Here is a 17514-nt window from a genome sequence, read left to right on the forward strand (position 1 = left end):
GATCAAAGCGCTTGTGCTTTTGATTGTGTCTAAAATACTGAGGTGAGAAGAATGTTTAGTGTATTGGGGAAATTAGGATGGTTTTTTAAACAGCATTGGAAAAGGTATCTAGTCGCAGGTGTATTATTAACACTTGCCAATGTGTTTGAGGTAGTACCGCCGTTTATTTTGGGGGAAGCAATTGATCATATGATCTTAACGCAATTAACTTGGCAATTATTAATTCTTTATATTGTTATTTTAGCTGGGGGTTCGCTCCTCAACTATGCGATTACGTATATTTGGCAATATCAGCTTTTTGGCGGCGCGTTTATTTTGGAAAAAAATCTGCGTTCCCGCTTAATGAATCATTTACTAAAAATGGCTCCTCCTTTTTTTGAGAAAAATCGGACGGGAGATTTAATGGCAAGAGGCACGAATGATTTAAGAGCGATCTCTGTGACAGCAGGCTTTGGTGTGTTGACACTTATGGATTCGACTTTATATATGCTCACAATCTTGCTGACAATGGGCTTCCTTGTGTCGTGGAAATTGACGCTCGCTGCGATCTTGCCATTGCCGATACTTGCTTTAATTATTACCGTATTAGGAAAAAGGATTCATGGGCGGTTTATGAAGGCACAAAAGGCCTTTGGCGATATGAATGACCGTGTGCTTGAGTCGGTTGCAGGCGTGCGAGTGACAAGAGCTTATGTGCAGGAAAAGGCCAGTAGGGATGAGTTTCAAACAATGACCAATGATGTCTATGAAAAAAATATGGGTGTTGTGAAAATAGAGGCCTTTTTCCACCCGGCCACACAAATTTTAACAGGGCTTAGTTATGTAATTGGGTTGTCGTATGGGACCTATCTTGTTTTTCAGCAAGAGATTTCTCTGGGTCATCTTGTTTCTTTTAATGTTTATCTTGGTATGTTGATTTGGCCAATGTTTGCGATTGGGGAACTGATTAACATTATGCAAAGAGGAAATGCGTCCTTGGACAGAGTGGATGAGGTCTTACAATATCAAGAGGATGTGAAAGACCCGCAACATCCGCAAGAAGTGGAAAAACCAGATGGAATCGAATGGGGAGACGTCACTTTCCAATATCCTTCTGCTACAACCACTAATTTGAAAGCTGTTAATCTATCAATTCCTCGTGGTGCAACGATTGGAATTGTCGGGAAAACAGGAAGTGGAAAAACAACATTTATTAAACAATTTTTAAGGGAGTACCCATTAGGGGATGGAACGATCTCGATTTCAAATGTGAATATGGAAGATCAATCGAAGGATCAGGTCAGAGGTTGGCTTGGCTACGTACCTCAGGATCATATCCTCTTTTCCAGAAGTATTCGTGAGAATATTTTATTTGGCCAGGAAGACGCAACAGAAGAAGAGATTCAGCAGGCGATTGAACTTGCTTATTTTGAAAAGGATTTAGAAATGCTCCCGCTTGGGTTAGAAACACTAGTAGGAGAAAAAGGGGTTGCCTTGTCAGGAGGACAAAAACAACGGATCTCGATTGCCAGAGCGTTTATTAAAAATCCTGAAATCTTAATTTTAGATGATTCCCTCTCAGCCGTGGACGGAAAAACAGAGGCGAAAATTATTGAAAATATGCGCCGAGAACGGCAAGGAAAAACGACATTAATTACAACCCATCGTCTATCTTCAGTCGAACATGCGGATTGGATTATTGTTTTAGATGAGGGCGAGATTGTTGAAGAAGGACGCCATCAAGATTTACTCGCGAAAAATGGCTGGTATAAGGAACAGCATGATCGCCAGCAATTAGAGGATTCGTTGGGTGAGGGGGTGCAGACACCATGACAGGAAAACGATTATATCAATACGCTTTACATGTGAAATGGGTAATTATTGCTGCCCTTGCGTTGCTTACGGTTTCGGTCGGGGCAGAAGTATTAGGGCCGCTCGTTGCGAAAAAAATGATTGATGACCATATTTTAGGTATTGAAGCACATTGGACAGAAACGACAGCGAAGGAAGCGGCTGTTTCCTTTGGAGGAAAGCTATATACGAAGGATCAGAATGCATCGGGCCAAACGGCGACACTTTTACAAGTTGGAAGGAGTTTTTACTGGATAGAGGAAGATGTTCCTTTGGATGGAAGCCGCTCCATTCAAGGGGATCAATTAACGATCGATCTTAATAGCGAGATCCGTGAATTCCAGGCGCAAAAGCTTTCAGTGGAAGAAACATTAGCCTTTTATAAACCGGAAATTCCGATGATTATTCAATTACTGGTTGTTTATATGATTCTCTTTATCGTGGCTGCTTTATTATTTTATGGACAATTTTTGCTCTTACAAAAAGCCGCCAACCGAATTATTCAAAAAATGAGGAATGATGTATTTGCACATATGCATCGCCTGCCCATTCGTTATTTTGATGATTTGCCCGCTGGGAAGGTAGTATCTCGAATTACAAATGATACAGAAGTAATTCGGGAACTATATGTGGCTGTATTGTCTAATTTCTTTACTGGTATTATTTATATGATCGGGATTTATACCGCGATGTTTATCTTAGATGCAAAATTGGCGCTTATTTGCTTACTATTGCTGCCGGTTTTATATGCATGGATGATGATTTATCGAAAATATGCTTCGAAGTATAATCACGCAATTCGTTCTAAGGTAAGTGAGATCAACGCAATGATGAATGAATCGATTCAAGGTATGCCGATTATCCAAGCTTTCCGTAGAGAGCGGAAGATGAGAAATGAATTTGAGGAAATGAATGATGTTCATTTTCGCTTTCAAAATAAACTTTTGACGTTGGATGCTCTTTCCTCTCATAACCTTGTTGGGGTATTGCGGAATTTTGTGTTTGTCGGATTTATTTGGTATTTCGGACAGGACTTTCTTAGTGTCCATTCTGCTTTAACCGTCGGGGTTTTATATGCGTATGTTGATTATATTAATCGCTTATTTAATCCTGTGAATAATATGGTCAACCAACTATCCAATCTAGAACAGGCATTGGTGGCCGGTAATCGTGTTTTTGAAATGCTAGATGAAAAAGGCGAGGAAGTGATCGAGGAGAAGGTCGATCGTTTTACAGGCAATGTGCGATTTGATCATGTCTACTTTGGCTATAAAGAAGGGGATTATGTATTAAAGGACATTGACTTTGCGGCCAAACAAGGCGAAACGGTGGCACTTGTCGGGCATACAGGCTCAGGAAAAAGCTCGATCATGAATATTCTCTTCCGATTTTATGATTGCCAACGCGGGGAGATCCGCATTGACGGAAAAAATATTCAGTCCATGTCGAAGCAAGCATTGCGGGAACATATGGGAATCGTGCTCCAGGATCCGTATTTATTTACCGGAACGATCGCTTCAAATATTAGTTTAAATGACCCGCGTATTTCCAGGGAGCAGGTAGAGGCAGCACTTGAAGCGGTCGGGGCCGATCGTGTTTTGAAAAACCTAGAAAAGGGTCTTGACGAACCAGTGGCAGAAAAGGGAAGCACCTTGTCCTCTGGACAGCGGCAATTAATTTCCTTCGCCCGTGCGCTTGCTTTTGACCCAGCCATCTTGATTTTGGATGAAGCGACTTCGAATATTGATACAGAAACAGAAGCGATCATTCAAGAAGCAATGGATGTCTTGAAAAAAGGCCGAACAACCTTTGTGATCGCCCACAGATTATCCACAATTAAAAAAGCGGATCAAATTTTAGTATTAGACCGGGGAACAATCGTCGAGCGTGGAAATCACGAAGAACTAATGAAGAGAAAAGGTAAATATTATCAAATGTACCAGCTTCAGCAGGGCAGGAAGCAAGGGGCATAGATAAGAAGGAGCTGTCGGAAAAGGGGTATGAAATTGCCCTTTTCTGCAGCTCTCTTTTTAAAAATAGTATATCGTAAAAAATCTCTCTGCTGAATTATCTTGACATAAAAATATATTTCATTTATCATTTAGTTGCACAAGCAAATGTGGAGGTTCATTATGATTGATAATTATTTAAATGAATGTTTATATTTTACAACAAGCAGATTAAACAGGCTAATAACGAAGATGGCAGAAGATACGTTTTCTAAAATTGGTCTTTCACCGAATGCAGCTTTTTTTATGATGATACTGTCTGAAAAGGATGGCGTAACTCAAAAAGAGGTGGGGGAGTCTTTACATCTGCAGCCATCTACAGTGACGAGACTTATTGAAGGATTAATTAAGAAAAATCTTATCGAAAAAGAAATGCAAGGTCGTTCAGCTCATTTACATTTAACTGATAGAGGACAAAAAATGATCGATGGTATTTATCAAACATGGGATGAGCTTAGAGAAAACTATAATGACATATTAGGAAAAGAATTCGCAGACCATTTATCAAAGGATATTCTAGAAACCGCTGATAAATTTGAAAAAAGTATATCTTACTAGGGATATATTTTTTAGTTTAACATTTGCTTGTACAAACAAATAAAGGGAGAGATATTATGGCCGAATCAATTCTTATTATAGGTGGAACGGGTAAAGTAGGTAGGCGTGTAAATGATAAATTAATGGATCTTGATAGGAAAACAGTGGTTGCTTCAAGAAAGGTTTATCCTTATTTTAATTGGAGTGATTCAACAACATGGAGAGAAACGTTAAAAGGATATAAACAAGCATTTGTCACATATTTTCCGGATTTACTTGTCGAGCAATCAACACAGGATATTCAACTGTTTTGTGATATTGCGAAAGAGGTTGGTTTAAAACACATTGTTCTACTATCAGGTCGTGGCGAGCGCGGTGCTAAGCAAGCGGAGAATATTTTAATACAATCTGGATTAACATGGAATATTTTAAGATGCAGTTGGTTCAATCAAAATTTTAGTGAGAATTTCCTTTATGATAGTATTGTCACAGGAGAAATTGTACTGCCAGTTAACGATGTGAAAGAACCGTTTATTGATATCAATGATATAGCAGAAGTCGCTGTGAAAGTTTTATTAGATCCAAAATATGAAAATAAGTTATTTGAATTAACTGGTCCAGAGCTTCTTTCATTTCATGATCTAGCGGAAAAATTCTCAGTGAAATTAAATAAAAAGGTGCATTTTACTTCCGTCGGTTTAAAGGAATACCGTTCCATTTTAGAAAAAGAAGGTGTTCCGCCCGTTTTTGTGAATATGCTAATGACTCTATTTCAGGAAGTATTTGATGGCAGAAATGAAACGACCACAAATGATTTAGAAAAAATGCTGGATTATAAACCGACTACTTTTGATGCGTTTATTAAACAGTCTATTACACAAGGCATCTGGCAATAATGGATTGGCTATTCATTATTTATACAGTTAGTCTAGCCATTCAAACTGGTTTGTTCTTTATATTTTCAAATACGATCATGAAAGTATTAAAGAGCTATAAAATACATGAAGGAAGAGAAGTAATGGTACGTATTAATAAAGAGATACAAAACCCATTATTCTTAACAATATTTTTAAGCCCTTTGATCATCATTATTGTGAGTATTCTTTTTCATCCATCCCTTTTGGATAGATGGATCATTATAAGTTTCACAACTTACTTTATAGGTTCATTTCTTGTGACAATATTTTTTAATGTGCCAATGAATCGTCGTTTAGATATAAATAAAAATATGGAATACTGGAGTCATTATTTAGGGCAATGGACGCTATGGAATCATGTAAGGACAATTTCATCTGTTTTAGCGCTAATCGCTATTATTATCAAAGAAACCTCGTTGATGTAAAAGTCAATGGGGTTTCTTTGATAAGTGTATAAAATATCTAATCATTTGTTCATTATCATTTTTTAGTTAAGGGGAACAAAACACAATCTTTAATCGTGTCACTATCTGTTAACACCATTAACAAACGTTCAATGCCAAAGCCCCAACCTGAAATTGGCGGCATCCCATATTCCATAGCAATTAAATAATCCTCGTCCATCTCCATTGCTTCTACATCCCCGTTATTTTTAAGAAGAGCCTGTTCCTCCAGCCTTTTCCTTTGTTCAAGTGGATCAACCAATTCAGAATAGGCATTGATAATTTCAGCTCCGTTCACGACCAGCTGAAATCGATCTGTCATAGAAGGGTGATGATCATTTGCCCGAGCCAATGGAGATAAATCAATTGGATGCTGAATTAGAAAAGTTGGCTTGATCAGTTGCGGTCTGCACATTTTCTTGTAAAGAAGATCAATGAAATTGCCTCTCCCTAAAGATTCAATATCAGGATGATCTAATTGAAGATTTCTCCTCTGCGTTTCTTGATATAAATCCTTAGCATCAGGATAAAGTTCAATATCAATCCCTGTGTCTTTTAAAATTAAATCTCGAAAAGAGACAACTTCCCATTCTAATAAAAAATCAATTGCTTGACCCTGAATCGTGATAGTCGTTGTATGAAATGTTTGTTCAAGAACATTGAGAAGCATTTCTCGCATCAATTTCATCGTATCCTGATAATTCCAATATGCTGCATAGTCTTCAACCATTGTAAACTCTTGGAGGTGTTGCGGGCTGATTCCTTCATTTCTAAAACATTTTGCAAATTCGAATACTTTGGTAAAACCAGCAACAATGAGTCTCTTCAAATAGGTTTCTGGAGCTATTCTTAAATTCAATTTCGTGTCTAAAGCGTTATGAAACGTTGTAAAAGGTTCAGCTATTGCGCCCGAAGATGTATGTTGTAATACCGGGGTTTCAACTTCCAAAAACTCCTTATCCTCAAAAAATCTTCGAATGGCTCGAACCATCTTAGTTCTGGCTAACAATCGATTTTGCGTATCTTTTGTCATCATTAAATCTAAGTAACGTTGTCTATATCGAAGTTCAACATTGCTTAATCCGTGCCATTTCTCAGGGAGAGTTCGTAATGCCTTTCCAAGAAATTCAAGGCTTTCAATCCGCAATGTTTTCTCAGCTGTTTTAGTCGAATACATTCGCCCTTTAGCCCCGATAAAATCGCCAATCTCGACAAGTTCAAAAAATTGTTCAAATGGTCCATCACCAACTTCTTCTCTTTTTAAAAGCAGCTGTAGACTTCCATGAATGTTTGAGAGCGTAATAAAACTCAGTTTTCTAAAATTTCTAATGCTCATTATTCGTCCAGCAACACTTACTCCAGATGTACCGTCCTCAAGTTGAGCAGCTTTGTCGAGTTGATAGTTTACTGAGAATTTTTCGGGATAGGTTGATATTCCCTGAGACCTTAGCGTTGCTATTTTTTCTATTCGTCTTGCTCTTTGTTCGTTATCCATTCTCTTTACCTCCTGTTATTTGCTCAACAAAAAAACTCTCACCCCCAAGATTGTTCATCTTGAGGACGAGAGTTTAGCTTCGTGGTACCACCTCAGTTTGTTAATATGTCACCATACTAACCTCTTTAGGTACGTCAATAAAATTGATTATACCCTATCTCTTTATCGGGAGATCCCGTCGCAGTATCACTAAGAATAATTCATCTTAGATCCGTGCGAAGCTCCGAGGCTTTTTTCATTAAGTTCATTATTACTCCATTCCACCAACAGGAGCTCTCTGTAAATAATGGATCAAAATTACTCTTCTCTTCAGCGCTGAATATTCCATTTTCATAATTTAAAATCATTTTAGTCAAATCAACTTGCTTAGTCAATAGAACAAAGAAGGATAAGCAAAATAATATGTTTTTTTGAAAAAATGCATGTTTTTCATCATTTTATCTTGCATTAACGGGTAGGAATCTCCATTCATTGAAGCTTCACTTTATAGATTTCATAAAGCATCAATACTATTAAAGATATAAAAGAGGCAATAAGTAATGACAAGCTGATGACACCTAGCCCCATACCTTCCCAGCCACCTACTACAAAACTTAAAGCAAATAATACTAAGCTTATTAATAATATTATGATTGGGACGAGTACTCCTTTTTTTTTGAAAAGCAAAAATGAAACAATCGTTATGAATAAAGCTAAGCCAGCTGTTACGAAAGAGAAGGTTGAAATTCCATCCATTTTAATCTCTCTCCTTTCAGGACAAGCATATCCTAAAATATCTAAAGCTCACGCACGCTCCAAACGATTTCACCGCGATCGTCCCATGTGCTGTGGTGTCGCTCAAAGCCTAATTTTTCCAGCACTCGGAAGGAGGGAATATTCCATGATCGTACAGTAGCCCAGAGTCTGCTTCGTTCAGTGGCGATGGCGGCTCCTAAAACAGCAGATGCGGCTTCAGTCGCATATCCGTTACCATGAACCCGCTGAAACAACTCATAGGCGATTTCGGGCTCTTCTAATGTGGAACGGCCAATAATCAACCCACAATAGCCAATGAAGTCACCTTCATGCTGGCGCCGAATCGTGAGGAGGCTAATCCCATTTTCTTGGGCTTTGTCGCGCAAACGAATGATGTTGTTACGTACAGTGTCAAGGGTCGGCATTCCCGCACCTCGTTCACTTACAAGTTCCCTATACCATGATGTATCGGATTCCTCCCACATATTTAATAAGAGTCGTTCTGTTTTGATCTCGATATCCATAGGTGCAAAGTTTCCTGTCATTGTAATCAACCTCCTTGTCAATTTACTCTAGCATTCTGAAAGTGATGACAAGTTTTTTGAAAACTATCTGATTTTTACTATTATTTTTCCTTTAGCTCTCCCCGACTCTGCATATTCCATCGCCTTTTGCGCATCTTGAAAAGAAAAGGTTCTGTCAATTACAGGTTTAATTTTGCCTGACTCAATAAAGTTTGCGATATTCTGTAATTGATCACCACTTGGCTTCATAAACAAAAATGTATAGTCAACATTATGCTTTTTTTCAAGTGCGGTCAGTTTATAGCTTGCTGCTGAAAACAATAACGTTTTAAACATTCCTGAGCCGTATTCTTTAGCAAACCGAGCATTCGGCATTCCTGAAACGGAAACAATTTTCCCTCCGTCTTTTATAATAGCAAATGATTTTTCGAGTATCTTGCCCCCAAGTGTATCAAATACCGCATCATAATTTTCCAGTATCTCTTCAAATTTCTCCGTTTTGTAATTAATAATTTCATCTGCACCAAGAGATTTTACTAAACTCGCACCAGCTTCACTTGCAGTCGTTGCAACAGTGGCACCCATTAATTTTGCCAGTTGAATAGCGAATGTGCCGACACCACCAGCCCCAGCTTGAATCAAAATCTTTTGTCCTGCTTGTAAGTTTAAAATGTCTGTTAAGGCTTGATATGAGGTTAACCCAACAAGTGGGATTGAGGCTGCTTCCTCAAAGCTCAAATTCTTAGGCTTTAAGGCAATGTCGTTTTCGTGTATTGAAATATATTCTGCAAAAGTACCGATATTACTCTTACGTGGGCGAGCATATATTTCATCACCAACTTTAAAGTGAGTTACCTTTGCTCCAACCTTTGCCACGACACCAGAAAAGTCATTACCTAGGATCAGAGGCATCTGATAGGTAAGTAATAATTTCATTTTTCCATCGCGTATCTTAAAATCAATCGGATTAATACTTGCTGCATGGATTTCTGCAAGAACCTCATCTTCAGCGATCTCAGGGGTTGGCATTTCTGTCATACGCATTGGGATTTTTCCATATCGGTCAATTACCATTGCTTTCATCATCTATACCTCCAAATATTAACTCTTCAATATCCGCAACAAGCGTTTTTAATACGCCTAATTTTGTACGTACATCAATGGAATAAAAGTTTTTTGTCCCTTCTTTACGCATTAAAATAATACCGGCTTCTCGTAAAATCTTCAGGTGATGTGATACAGCAGGTCGAGAAAGATGTGTTTGTTCAGTGATTTCACCGACACGTAATCCCGTTTGACAATCCGTCCCTATTAAAACTAACAAGATCGATTGCCTTGTTTCATCCCCAATTGCTAATAATACCTTTTGGCAATCAATAAAATCTTCTTTGATCCTATTTAGTTGATCCTCTTTATTCATTCGATGAAATACCTCCGTAATCCGTTGAATCGTTTAAGTTAATGAACCATTATATTGAATACAACCATAGTATATTACTGAATGCAATGCAATATTGAGAAAGAAAATCGAGACGAATGAAAGCGTAGGAAGGGCTGGTCGACCATAATTAAGGACAAGTAATGCATTGCCCTAGCGGAGGAAATATGCGAAGACTCTTGCGGGAAGTGAGAGTTTGGCAAGACCACGGAAGTCTGAGAAGGCTTGCCACTCGCCCGCAGCAAGGGAGCCTTTTTGGAGATTTTCTACTTTCGGGACAATCTCTATTAATCTAATTCGTTATTTTTGAATAAAAAATAGAAAAAATCTATTGCTCAATTTTTAAATTTATGTATAATAATCTGGTGGTAAACTTTAAGTTGTGTATAAGTAAACTTTATTGACATGAAGTTTACTATTATTAAACTAAAATGAGGTTTTTTAACATGCAGATCGGGAAGAAAATTAAAACATTGCGATTGAAAAAAGGGTTGACGCAAGAGGAATTAGGAGAAAGAACGGATTTAAGTAAAGGGTATCTTTCTCAGCTTGAACGAGACTTAAGTTCTCCTTCGATGGAGACCTTTTTTGCGATTTTAGAAGTGTTAGGCTGTACACCGAAACAATTTTTTGATGAAGAAGAACGAGAGCAGCGGGTTGTGTATGAGGAAGAAGTGCAAACAGATTATAAGGATGAGGAAAAAGGCTATGAAATGACATGGCTTGTTCCCGAATCCAATGAAATGGAAATGGAGCCGATTTGGTTAACATTAAGCGAAGAAGGGGAGTTTAAGGAATTCGAACCCTCTTTATCTGAGACCTTTGCTTATGTATTGAAAGGAGAGGTCATGATCACACTTGGAAAGAGGACTTATTTTGCAAAAGCAGGGGAATCGATCTACTTCCAAGCCTCTGATACACACCAAATTAGCAATGTATATAAAGGTTTAAGTGAATTAATCTTGGTCGCAACAGATTCTTATTTGTGAAACGGCCAAACTGGGAGAGACGGAGGGAACAAACGTGACAGAACAAGCAATCATACGTTTTGAACATGTATCAAAATACTTTGACGATGATCTGATATTAGATGATGTGTCTTTTGAAATGGAGCGAGGGAAATTTTATACACTATTAGGGCCATCGGGATGTGGGAAGACGACGATATTACGCTTAATCGCTGGGTTTATTGAACCAACGAAAGGAAATATTTTCTTTAATGGAAAGAAAATCAATCGAATTCCTGCTAATAAACGTCAGGTCAATACTGTATTTCAAGACTATGCGCTGTTTCCTCATTTAAATGTGTTTGAAAATGTCGCTTTTGGTTTGCGGATTAAAAAGTTGAAAAACAATGTGATTGAGGAAAAGGTAAAACAGGCCTTAAAATTTGTTAATTTATCGGGTTATGAAAAGAGAGAAATCACTGAAATGTCTGGCGGGCAAAGGCAGCGTGTCGCGATTGCCCGAGCCATTGTCAATGAACCTGAAGTGATTTTATTAGATGAGCCATTGTCAGCTTTAGATTTAAAACTGCGCACAGAGATGCAATATGAACTGCGTGAATTACAGCAACGTTTGGGAATTACCTTTATTTTCGTGACCCATGATCAGGAAGAAGCACTGGCAATGTCAGACGAGATCTTTGTGTTAAATGAAGGGAAGATTCAGCAAAGTGGAACCCCAATTGATATTTATGATGAGCCGATCAATCGCTTTGTTGCCGATTTTATCGGGGAATCAAATATTGTTTCTGGAAAGATGATTGAAGATTTCTTGGTCGAATTTACCGGAAAACAATATGAGTGTGTAGACCAAGGATTTCATGCGAATGAACCAGTGGACATTGTCATCAGACCAGAGGATTTAGAAATTACGACTTTGGAACGAGGTAAATTTCATGTCACTGTTGACACTCTTTTATTTCGAGGCGTTCATTATGAAATAGTTTGTCATGACCAAGAAGGGAATAGTTGGTTGGTTCACTCGACGAAAAAAGCGAAGCCAGGAGACAAAATCGGCCTTTACTTTGATCCTGAGTCCATCCATGTTATGCGTTTAGGGGAAACAGAAGAAGAATTTGATAAGCGTTTAGATGCCTATGACGAGGTGCGCCATGCAGAGTAAGAAAATGCGCAATATTTATTTAATCCCATATGTGCTTTGGATTGTTCTATTCGTTGTCACCCCTATTTTATTAGTGGTGTATTACTCCTTTTTTGATATTGAAGGAAATCTCACGTTCGGTAATTACCAAAAATTCTTTACACCTGTCTACTTGAAAATGACGCTTAGTTCTTTTTGGTATGCCTTTTTGATTACAGTATTTTGTTTACTGATTTCTTATCCAACTGCTTATCTATTAACAAAAGCAAAGCATAGTCAATTATGGCTTTTGCTGATCATTCTGCCATCATGGATTAATTTATTATTAAAAGCCTACGCCTTTTTAGGTTTATTCGGAGCTTATGGCCCGGCAAATCAGCTATTAGATGTCATTGGCATTGGCTCACGGCAAATTCTCTTTACGGATTTCAGCTTTATCTTTGTTTCTGTTTATATCTTTATCCCTTTTATGATTTTGCCGATTTATAATGCATTAGAAAAGCTTAATCCATCCTATATTTATGCAGCGAGTGATCTTGGAGCGAGTGCATGGATGACATTTAGACGAGTCATTTTTCCTTTGACATTAAAAGGAGTGAAATCAGGTTGTCAGGCTGTTTTTATTCCGTCTCTCTCTTTATTTATGATTACAAGATTAATTGCAGGAAACCGTGTGATCACATTGGGAACTGCAATTGAACAGCATTTTCTTATCACACAGGATTGGGGAATGGGCTCAACAATCGCTGTCTTTTTAATTATTGCGATGGCAGTTATTATGATTCTAACGGGTCAGCGAAAGCGGGGTGACTTGGCATGAAGGGCAAAGCAAAAATAGCTAATCTTTATTTAGTGTTCGTCTTTTTTGTGCTTTATGCACCGATTGTCTATCTTATGTATTACTCCTTTAATAGTGGCGGATCGATGCGGAGTTTTGAAGGATTTACTTGGGAGTATTATCTCAATGTTTTTAAAGATACGCGTTTGATTATTATCGCATTGAATACATTGGTGATTGCTCTGCTTTCGGCTGCGATTTCTACCATTCTTGGTATTTTTGGTGCGCTTGCGATTATGTATGTAAGAAAAATGCAGACAAAACAGACCTTGCAAACCTTGAATAATGTGTTGATTGTCAGTCCAGATGTGATCATCGGTGCATCCTTTTTGATTATGTTTACAATGGTTGGAATAAAGCTCGGGTTTACATCTGTCTTGCTCTCCCATATCGCTTTCAGTGTGCCGATTGTCGTGATTATGGTATTGCCAAAATTACAAGAGATGAGCTCCACATTGATTGATGCAGCGAAAGATTTAGGGGCGACCAATTGGGATGTTCTATCGAAGGTGATTTTACCTTATATCACTCCAGGAGTATTTGCGGGATTTTTTATGGCATTAACCTATTCATTGGATGATTTTGCTGTGACCTTCTTTGTTACGGGAAATGGCTTTTCTACGCTTTCTGTAGAAATTTACTCGCGGGCACGTCAAGGTATTTCTTTAGAGATCAATGCTTTGTCGACCCTAATATTCTTCATTACGCTTGTGCTCGTTTTAGGATATTACTACGTGAACCAGCGCAATGCTAAGCCATCTGCTCAAGGGGTGAGGAAATCATGAAGCAAATTGTACGTATTTTTGTGCCTGTGATCATCATTGCATTTGGGCTGATGTATCTTGCCTCACACTTGAATTCAGCTCAAGGCTTTACAGGAGGCAATACGTTAAATGTCTATAATTGGGGAGATTATATCGATCCAGATTTAATTGATAAATTTGAAGAAGAAACAGGAATGAAGGTCATTTATCAAACATTTGATTCGAATGAAGCAATGATGACGAAAATTTCCCAAGGAGGGACAGCGTATGATGTCACGGTTCCGTCGGAATACGCGATCAGCAAGATGAAGGAAGAGGGTCTGCTGCTTCCACTTGATCATGAAAAAATCCCTAATTTAAAATATATTGATCCTCGCTTCTTGGATTTATCGTTTGATCTGGAAAATGAGTATTCCATCCCTTATTTTTGGGGTACCTTTGGGATTATTTATAATCCGAACATGTTAGATGGGCGGACCTTAACAAGCTGGGATGATTTATGGAATCCTGATTTTAAAAACCAGATCTTCCTTGTTGATGGAGCAAGGGAGGTAATTGGACTGGGCTTAAATAGCCTTGGTTATTCTTTGAACGATACGAATAAAGAACATCTATTGGAAGCCAAGCAAAAGCTGGATCAGCTTACACCTAATGTGAAGGCAATTATTGGTGATGAAATCAAGCTTTTACTGGCGAACGAAGAAGCTGCCATCGGGGTGACTTGGTCTGGGGAAGCGGCTGATGTCATGTGGGAAAATGAAAATGTCGACTATGTCGTACCTGAAGAAGGCTCCAATTTGTGGTTTGATAATATGGTGGTTCCCAAATCAGCCCAGAATGTAGAAGGAGCATACAAATTCATTAATTTTATGCTCGATCCCGAAAACGCCGCCCAGAATGCAGACTATGTTGGCTACTCTACACCTAACCAAAAAGCACTGGATTACCTAGATGAAGAGGTCGTGAACGACCAACGCTTTTATCCAGAACCTGAGTTAACTGAAAGGCTAGAGGTATACGATAACTTAGGTAAAAGGATGTTGGCTTATTATAATGACCTATATTTAGAATTTAAAATGCATCGAAAATAAGGAGAGCTTGAAGAGGAGAGAAAACGAACATCTTTTTCTCTTCTTCTCCTTTATAATGGGAAGAATACACGGCCTCCTTCCTATCAAGACTAGTATATTTTGAAAAATATTGAAACAAGTATTTCTATTTCTGCTATAATGAAAGCGGTTAAATTAACAAGCTTTGTTGGGTTTTGCCCATACATAATCTCCTTATAATTTGAATTTCGTCAGGATTCCAATCTTAATTATAAGGTTTTCTTTAGAATTAAATACTCGTTTTACGATCTTAGATCATTTCCTCTAGTAAAACATTGAAACGTGCAACCATTGAAGAAATTAAACGATGATCTACATATAAAATTCTAACTAGGGGTGTAGCTATGTCTTTGGCTATAAAGGAAAGACTTTCGATTCGTTTTTATAAATATTTTATTTCCTATACAATTTTGATGATGATCATCCTGCTTATTCTAGGGAGTTTACTATACGGAAAGCTTCAAGACATGCTTAGTGACAATGTCGAAGAGGTAAGTACTTCCATTCTCTCGGAAGTACGAAATATGACCGAGAACAGGATTAAGGAAATGGATCGGATTGCGCTGGAAATTCCGCATAATACAAAGTTTACCCCTTATTTACTAGCTAATGGAGGCTACGACAGTTACCAAATGGTTCGAAATATTCGTTCATATGCTGCTGGCAATTCATTCGTATATGATATTGCACTGGCCTATAGTTACAATGAGGAGGTGCAAATTCTTAATTCGCGCGGAAGTTATAGTCTTACCGACTTTCTGCAAAGGCAGTATCCATCTCGGATGCAGGGCTCTGATATTTTGCAACAGCAAGTAATATCATCACAAGTTCCAACCATGTTTCCGATGACACCTCTAGCTCCTTCGGATAAAACAAATGAAAAATCCTCTATTTATGTTTATCCGCTTCCTGGTTCAAGTAGTAAAGCACCGCGATTAGTGTTGTTTCTTATTAGAGATCAACAGTTTGTTGGTATGGTTAAGCGAGTCTTTAACGGATATGAAGGCTATTCTTTTTTGTTAGATCAAGATCAAACGCTTCTAGCCTCGACCAATCTAGGCAGCTTAAATGGAAACAGTGAAGACTTGTTGGACGAAATCATCCATCAGTCTCCTGAAGCATTATCGATTATTTGGGACAACCAATCATTGTCACTTGTACGTGTAACTTCTGAAAATAATGGATGGACGTATATACTAGCAATGCCTCAAAATCAATTTTTACAGGAAGCTAAGGAACTAAAGAGGATGTTCATGCTAACGGTTTTCGGCATCTTTGCCTTTGGCCTTTTTCTTTCGTATTCATTCGCTAGAATTCAATATAGACCATGGAGAAAACTAGCTAGCGCGATTAAACCTAATGAAGGCATGCAAAAAAGTATACGAGCTGATGAGTATTCACTCGTTACCAAGGCATTTGACTTTTTGGCACATGAAAATAGCATCCTCAATTCACATATGAAAACGAGAAGTCGGTTGCTTAAAGAAAAGTATATTCACCACTTATTGCAAGGGGAAATAACAAGGATGAAAGAAATTGAACATTTACTTGATTCTCCATCTTTTTTAACTGTAAATCCTTACTATGTGGTGGTGATATTTAAAGTGGATGAATACCGATTATATGAAATGAAAACTCGATCTCATCGAGAGTTGCTAATATTTGGATTAATAAATATTGTTGAAGAGATAATTGGAGAGATTGGTACAGGCCACTGTATTGAGCTTCCAAATCTAAGAAGTGTTGCGGCTGTCATTAATATAAACGATAGCGAGGATATGAAGGAAGTTCTTCCTTATCAAGCTCGTAAAGCGATCGAAGTCTACGAACAATATTATAACCAATCATTAACGGCTGGGATCGGATCTTTATATGATAGTCTTGAGAGGGTGGGTTTAACCCTGAGGGAAGCAGACCAAGCAGCGCAATACCGCTATTATTTAGGTGGAGGACGTGTTATCACGTACGCTAGTGTGAAGGATAAGGTAAGTAGACAATATATTTATAGAAAAGATATAGGGGATAGGCTTATCCTATCGTTAAAACAAGCAAATAGATCAGAAATGGAACAGGGCGTCCGTGAGATTGCTGCTAGCCTGTTGGAGCAATCGGTAACGCCTGAAAAGGCGAACGAGGTATGGGTGAATATTACGACAACTGTGATGAATAGCTTATATGAAATGAATGAGGATTTAATGGAGTTTTGCCAAGGAGATTTGCGCCAACTTTTTGAAGATGACATAGAACAGTTGAACGAGGTGGAGCTACGCTTGATCGATTTTTATAATAAGCTGTGTCACTTTCTCGAGAATCAACGCGAAAGCAAGAATACCGCCTTGCTCAATCAGTTAATAGAATTAGTGAAGCAACGCTATAGGGAAAATACTATCTCCCTTGATACAATTGCAACTGAAGTTTCGCTTTCCCCTTCCTATGTCACACGGTATTTTAAAGACCAAACGGGTTATTCACTTATACAATATATCGATATGCTTCGGATGGAGGAAGCGAAAAAACTTTTGCGAACAACCAATATGAAAATTGCCGATATTATTGACCAGACGGGATATGTGGATGGGTCTAATTTTCGTAGAAAGTTCCGTAAAAAGGAAGGCATGACACCTGTACAATATCGGAAACTTAGTAGTATAAAAGAATAATATAAAAGCTGCCAAGAATGGATGATCTTTGGCAGCTTTTTTGACTTTTACACTTAGTAATGTAAAGAAAAGCTCGATAAAGACAGTTATGCAAGCTATGAATAGCTCG

At 38.1% G+C, this 17514-nt stretch carries 16 protein-coding genes and 1 other annotated feature; of the genes, 11 read left to right on the forward strand and 5 right to left on the reverse strand.

Going from position 1 to position 17514, the window contains the following annotated elements; translation table 11 throughout:
• The first annotated feature begins 51 nt into the window (after positions 1-51).
• The 5 genes from KI375_RS21875 (at position 52) to KI375_RS21895 (ending at position 5718) form a co-directional block, all read left to right on the forward strand.
• Positions 52-1812 (forward strand): ABC transporter ATP-binding protein, encoded by a 1761-nt coding sequence (locus KI375_RS21875; protein ID WP_212975520.1) that lies wholly within the window; start codon positions 52-54, stop codon positions 1810-1812.
• Positions 1809-3803, forward strand: coding sequence for an ABC transporter ATP-binding protein (locus tag KI375_RS21880; protein ID WP_212975521.1), 1995 nt, complete (start codon positions 1809-1811; stop codon positions 3801-3803). The genes KI375_RS21875 and KI375_RS21880 overlap by 4 nt, the downstream gene beginning before the upstream one ends.
• A 159-nt stretch (positions 3804-3962) precedes the next feature.
• Positions 3963-4397 (forward strand): MarR family winged helix-turn-helix transcriptional regulator, encoded by a 435-nt coding sequence (locus KI375_RS21885; protein ID WP_212975522.1) that lies wholly within the window; start codon positions 3963-3965, stop codon positions 4395-4397.
• Between the two features lie 56 nt (positions 4398-4453).
• The gene (locus tag KI375_RS21890) at positions 4454-5272 is read left to right on the forward strand and encodes an NmrA family NAD(P)-binding protein (protein WP_212975523.1); all 819 of its coding nucleotides are present in this window, start codon (positions 4454-4456) and stop codon (positions 5270-5272) included.
• 122 nt (positions 5273-5394) lie between these two features.
• On the forward strand, positions 5395-5718 hold the full coding sequence (locus KI375_RS21895) for an anthrone oxygenase family protein (RefSeq protein WP_306419853.1): 324 nt from the start codon (positions 5395-5397) through the stop codon (positions 5716-5718).
• Between the two features lie 55 nt (positions 5719-5773).
• On the opposite strand, the gene lysS is transcribed toward KI375_RS21895, so the two are convergent.
• The 5 genes from lysS to KI375_RS21920 form a co-directional block, all read right to left on the reverse strand.
• On the reverse strand, positions 5774-7231 hold the full coding sequence (gene lysS, locus KI375_RS21900) for a lysine--tRNA ligase (RefSeq protein WP_212975525.1): 1458 nt from the start codon (positions 7229-7231) through the stop codon (positions 5774-5776).
• Positions 7232-7289: 58 nt separating this feature from the next.
• Positions 7290-7553 (reverse strand) — a binding site (T-box leader).
• Between the two features lie 146 nt (positions 7554-7699).
• Complete coding sequence (locus tag KI375_RS21905; protein WP_244852938.1) at positions 7700-7966, reverse strand: YesK family protein; 267 nt, start codon at positions 7964-7966, stop codon at positions 7700-7702.
• Between the two features lie 41 nt (positions 7967-8007).
• Positions 8008-8511: a GNAT family N-acetyltransferase gene (locus tag KI375_RS21910; protein ID WP_212975574.1), complete on the reverse strand. Its 504-nt coding sequence runs from the start codon at positions 8509-8511 to the stop codon at positions 8008-8010.
• 63 nt (positions 8512-8574) lie between these two features.
• Positions 8575-9573 (reverse strand): NADP-dependent oxidoreductase, encoded by a 999-nt coding sequence (locus KI375_RS21915; RefSeq protein ID WP_212975526.1) that lies wholly within the window; start codon positions 9571-9573, stop codon positions 8575-8577.
• The gene (locus KI375_RS21920; protein WP_212975527.1) at positions 9554-9910 is read right to left on the reverse strand and encodes an ArsR/SmtB family transcription factor; all 357 of its coding nucleotides are present in this window, start codon (positions 9908-9910) and stop codon (positions 9554-9556) included. Before KI375_RS21920 ends, KI375_RS21915 begins: the two co-directional genes overlap by 20 nt.
• A 464-nt stretch (positions 9911-10374) precedes the next feature.
• Here KI375_RS21920 and KI375_RS21925 point away from each other — a divergent pair, with 464 nt between their 5' ends.
• From KI375_RS21925 to KI375_RS21950, 6 genes are all read left to right on the forward strand, one after another.
• Positions 10375-10917: a helix-turn-helix domain-containing protein gene (locus KI375_RS21925; RefSeq protein WP_207453608.1), complete on the forward strand. Its 543-nt coding sequence runs from the start codon at positions 10375-10377 to the stop codon at positions 10915-10917.
• A gap of 34 nt (positions 10918-10951) precedes the next feature.
• Entirely contained in the window at positions 10952-12055 is a 1104-nt protein-coding gene (locus KI375_RS21930) for an ABC transporter ATP-binding protein (protein ID WP_212975528.1), read from the forward strand.
• Complete coding sequence (locus KI375_RS21935) at positions 12045-12854, forward strand: ABC transporter permease (protein WP_212975529.1); 810 nt, start codon at positions 12045-12047, stop codon at positions 12852-12854. Before KI375_RS21930 ends, KI375_RS21935 begins: the two co-directional genes overlap by 11 nt.
• Positions 12851-13657: an ABC transporter permease gene (locus KI375_RS21940; protein WP_207453603.1), complete on the forward strand. Its 807-nt coding sequence runs from the start codon at positions 12851-12853 to the stop codon at positions 13655-13657. Before KI375_RS21935 ends, KI375_RS21940 begins: the two co-directional genes overlap by 4 nt.
• Positions 13654-14727 (forward strand): ABC transporter substrate-binding protein, encoded by a 1074-nt coding sequence (locus tag KI375_RS21945; RefSeq protein ID WP_212975530.1) that lies wholly within the window; start codon positions 13654-13656, stop codon positions 14725-14727. Before KI375_RS21940 ends, KI375_RS21945 begins: the two co-directional genes overlap by 4 nt.
• 362 nt (positions 14728-15089) lie before the next feature.
• Positions 15090-17405, forward strand: coding sequence for a helix-turn-helix domain-containing protein (locus KI375_RS21950; protein ID WP_212975531.1), 2316 nt, complete (start codon positions 15090-15092; stop codon positions 17403-17405).
• Positions 17406-17514: the final 109 nt, after the last annotated feature.

Source organism: Bacillus sp. J14TS2 (assembly GCF_018333015.1).
Taxonomy (GTDB): Bacteria; Bacillota; Bacilli; order Bacillales; family Bacillaceae_C; genus Lederbergia.

Bases quoted from the DNA above. Each gene is read 5' to 3' on its own strand.
- KI375_RS21875 (WP_212975520.1), top strand. From the start codon at position 52: ATGTTTAGTGTATTGGGGAAATTAGGATGGTTTTTTAAACAGCATTGG.
- KI375_RS21880 (WP_212975521.1), top strand. From the start codon at position 1,809: ATGACAGGAAAACGATTATATCAATACGCTTTACATGTGAAATGGGTA.
- KI375_RS21885 (WP_212975522.1), top strand. From the start codon at position 3,963: ATGATTGATAATTATTTAAATGAATGTTTATATTTTACAACAAGCAGA.
- KI375_RS21890 (WP_212975523.1), top strand. From the start codon at position 4,454: ATGGCCGAATCAATTCTTATTATAGGTGGAACGGGTAAAGTAGGTAGG.
- KI375_RS21895 (WP_306419853.1), top strand. From the start codon at position 5,395: ATGGTACGTATTAATAAAGAGATACAAAACCCATTATTCTTAACAATA.
- lysS (WP_212975525.1), bottom strand. From the start codon at position 7,231: ATGGATAACGAACAAAGAGCAAGACGAATAGAAAAAATAGCAACGCTA.
- KI375_RS21905 (WP_244852938.1), bottom strand. From the start codon at position 7,966: ATGGATGGAATTTCAACCTTCTCTTTCGTAACAGCTGGCTTAGCTTTA.
- KI375_RS21910 (WP_212975574.1), bottom strand. From the start codon at position 8,511: ATGACAGGAAACTTTGCACCTATGGATATCGAGATCAAAACAGAACGA.
- KI375_RS21915 (WP_212975526.1), bottom strand. From the start codon at position 9,573: ATGAAAGCAATGGTAATTGACCGATATGGAAAAATCCCAATGCGTATG.
- KI375_RS21920 (WP_212975527.1), bottom strand. From the start codon at position 9,910: ATGAATAAAGAGGATCAACTAAATAGGATCAAAGAAGATTTTATTGAT.
- KI375_RS21925 (WP_207453608.1), top strand. From the start codon at position 10,375: ATGCAGATCGGGAAGAAAATTAAAACATTGCGATTGAAAAAAGGGTTG.
- KI375_RS21935 (WP_212975529.1), top strand. From the start codon at position 12,045: ATGCAGAGTAAGAAAATGCGCAATATTTATTTAATCCCATATGTGCTT.
- KI375_RS21940 (WP_207453603.1), top strand. From the start codon at position 12,851: ATGAAGGGCAAAGCAAAAATAGCTAATCTTTATTTAGTGTTCGTCTTT.
- KI375_RS21945 (WP_212975530.1), top strand. From the start codon at position 13,654: ATGAAGCAAATTGTACGTATTTTTGTGCCTGTGATCATCATTGCATTT.
- KI375_RS21950 (WP_212975531.1), top strand. From the start codon at position 15,090: ATGTCTTTGGCTATAAAGGAAAGACTTTCGATTCGTTTTTATAAATAT.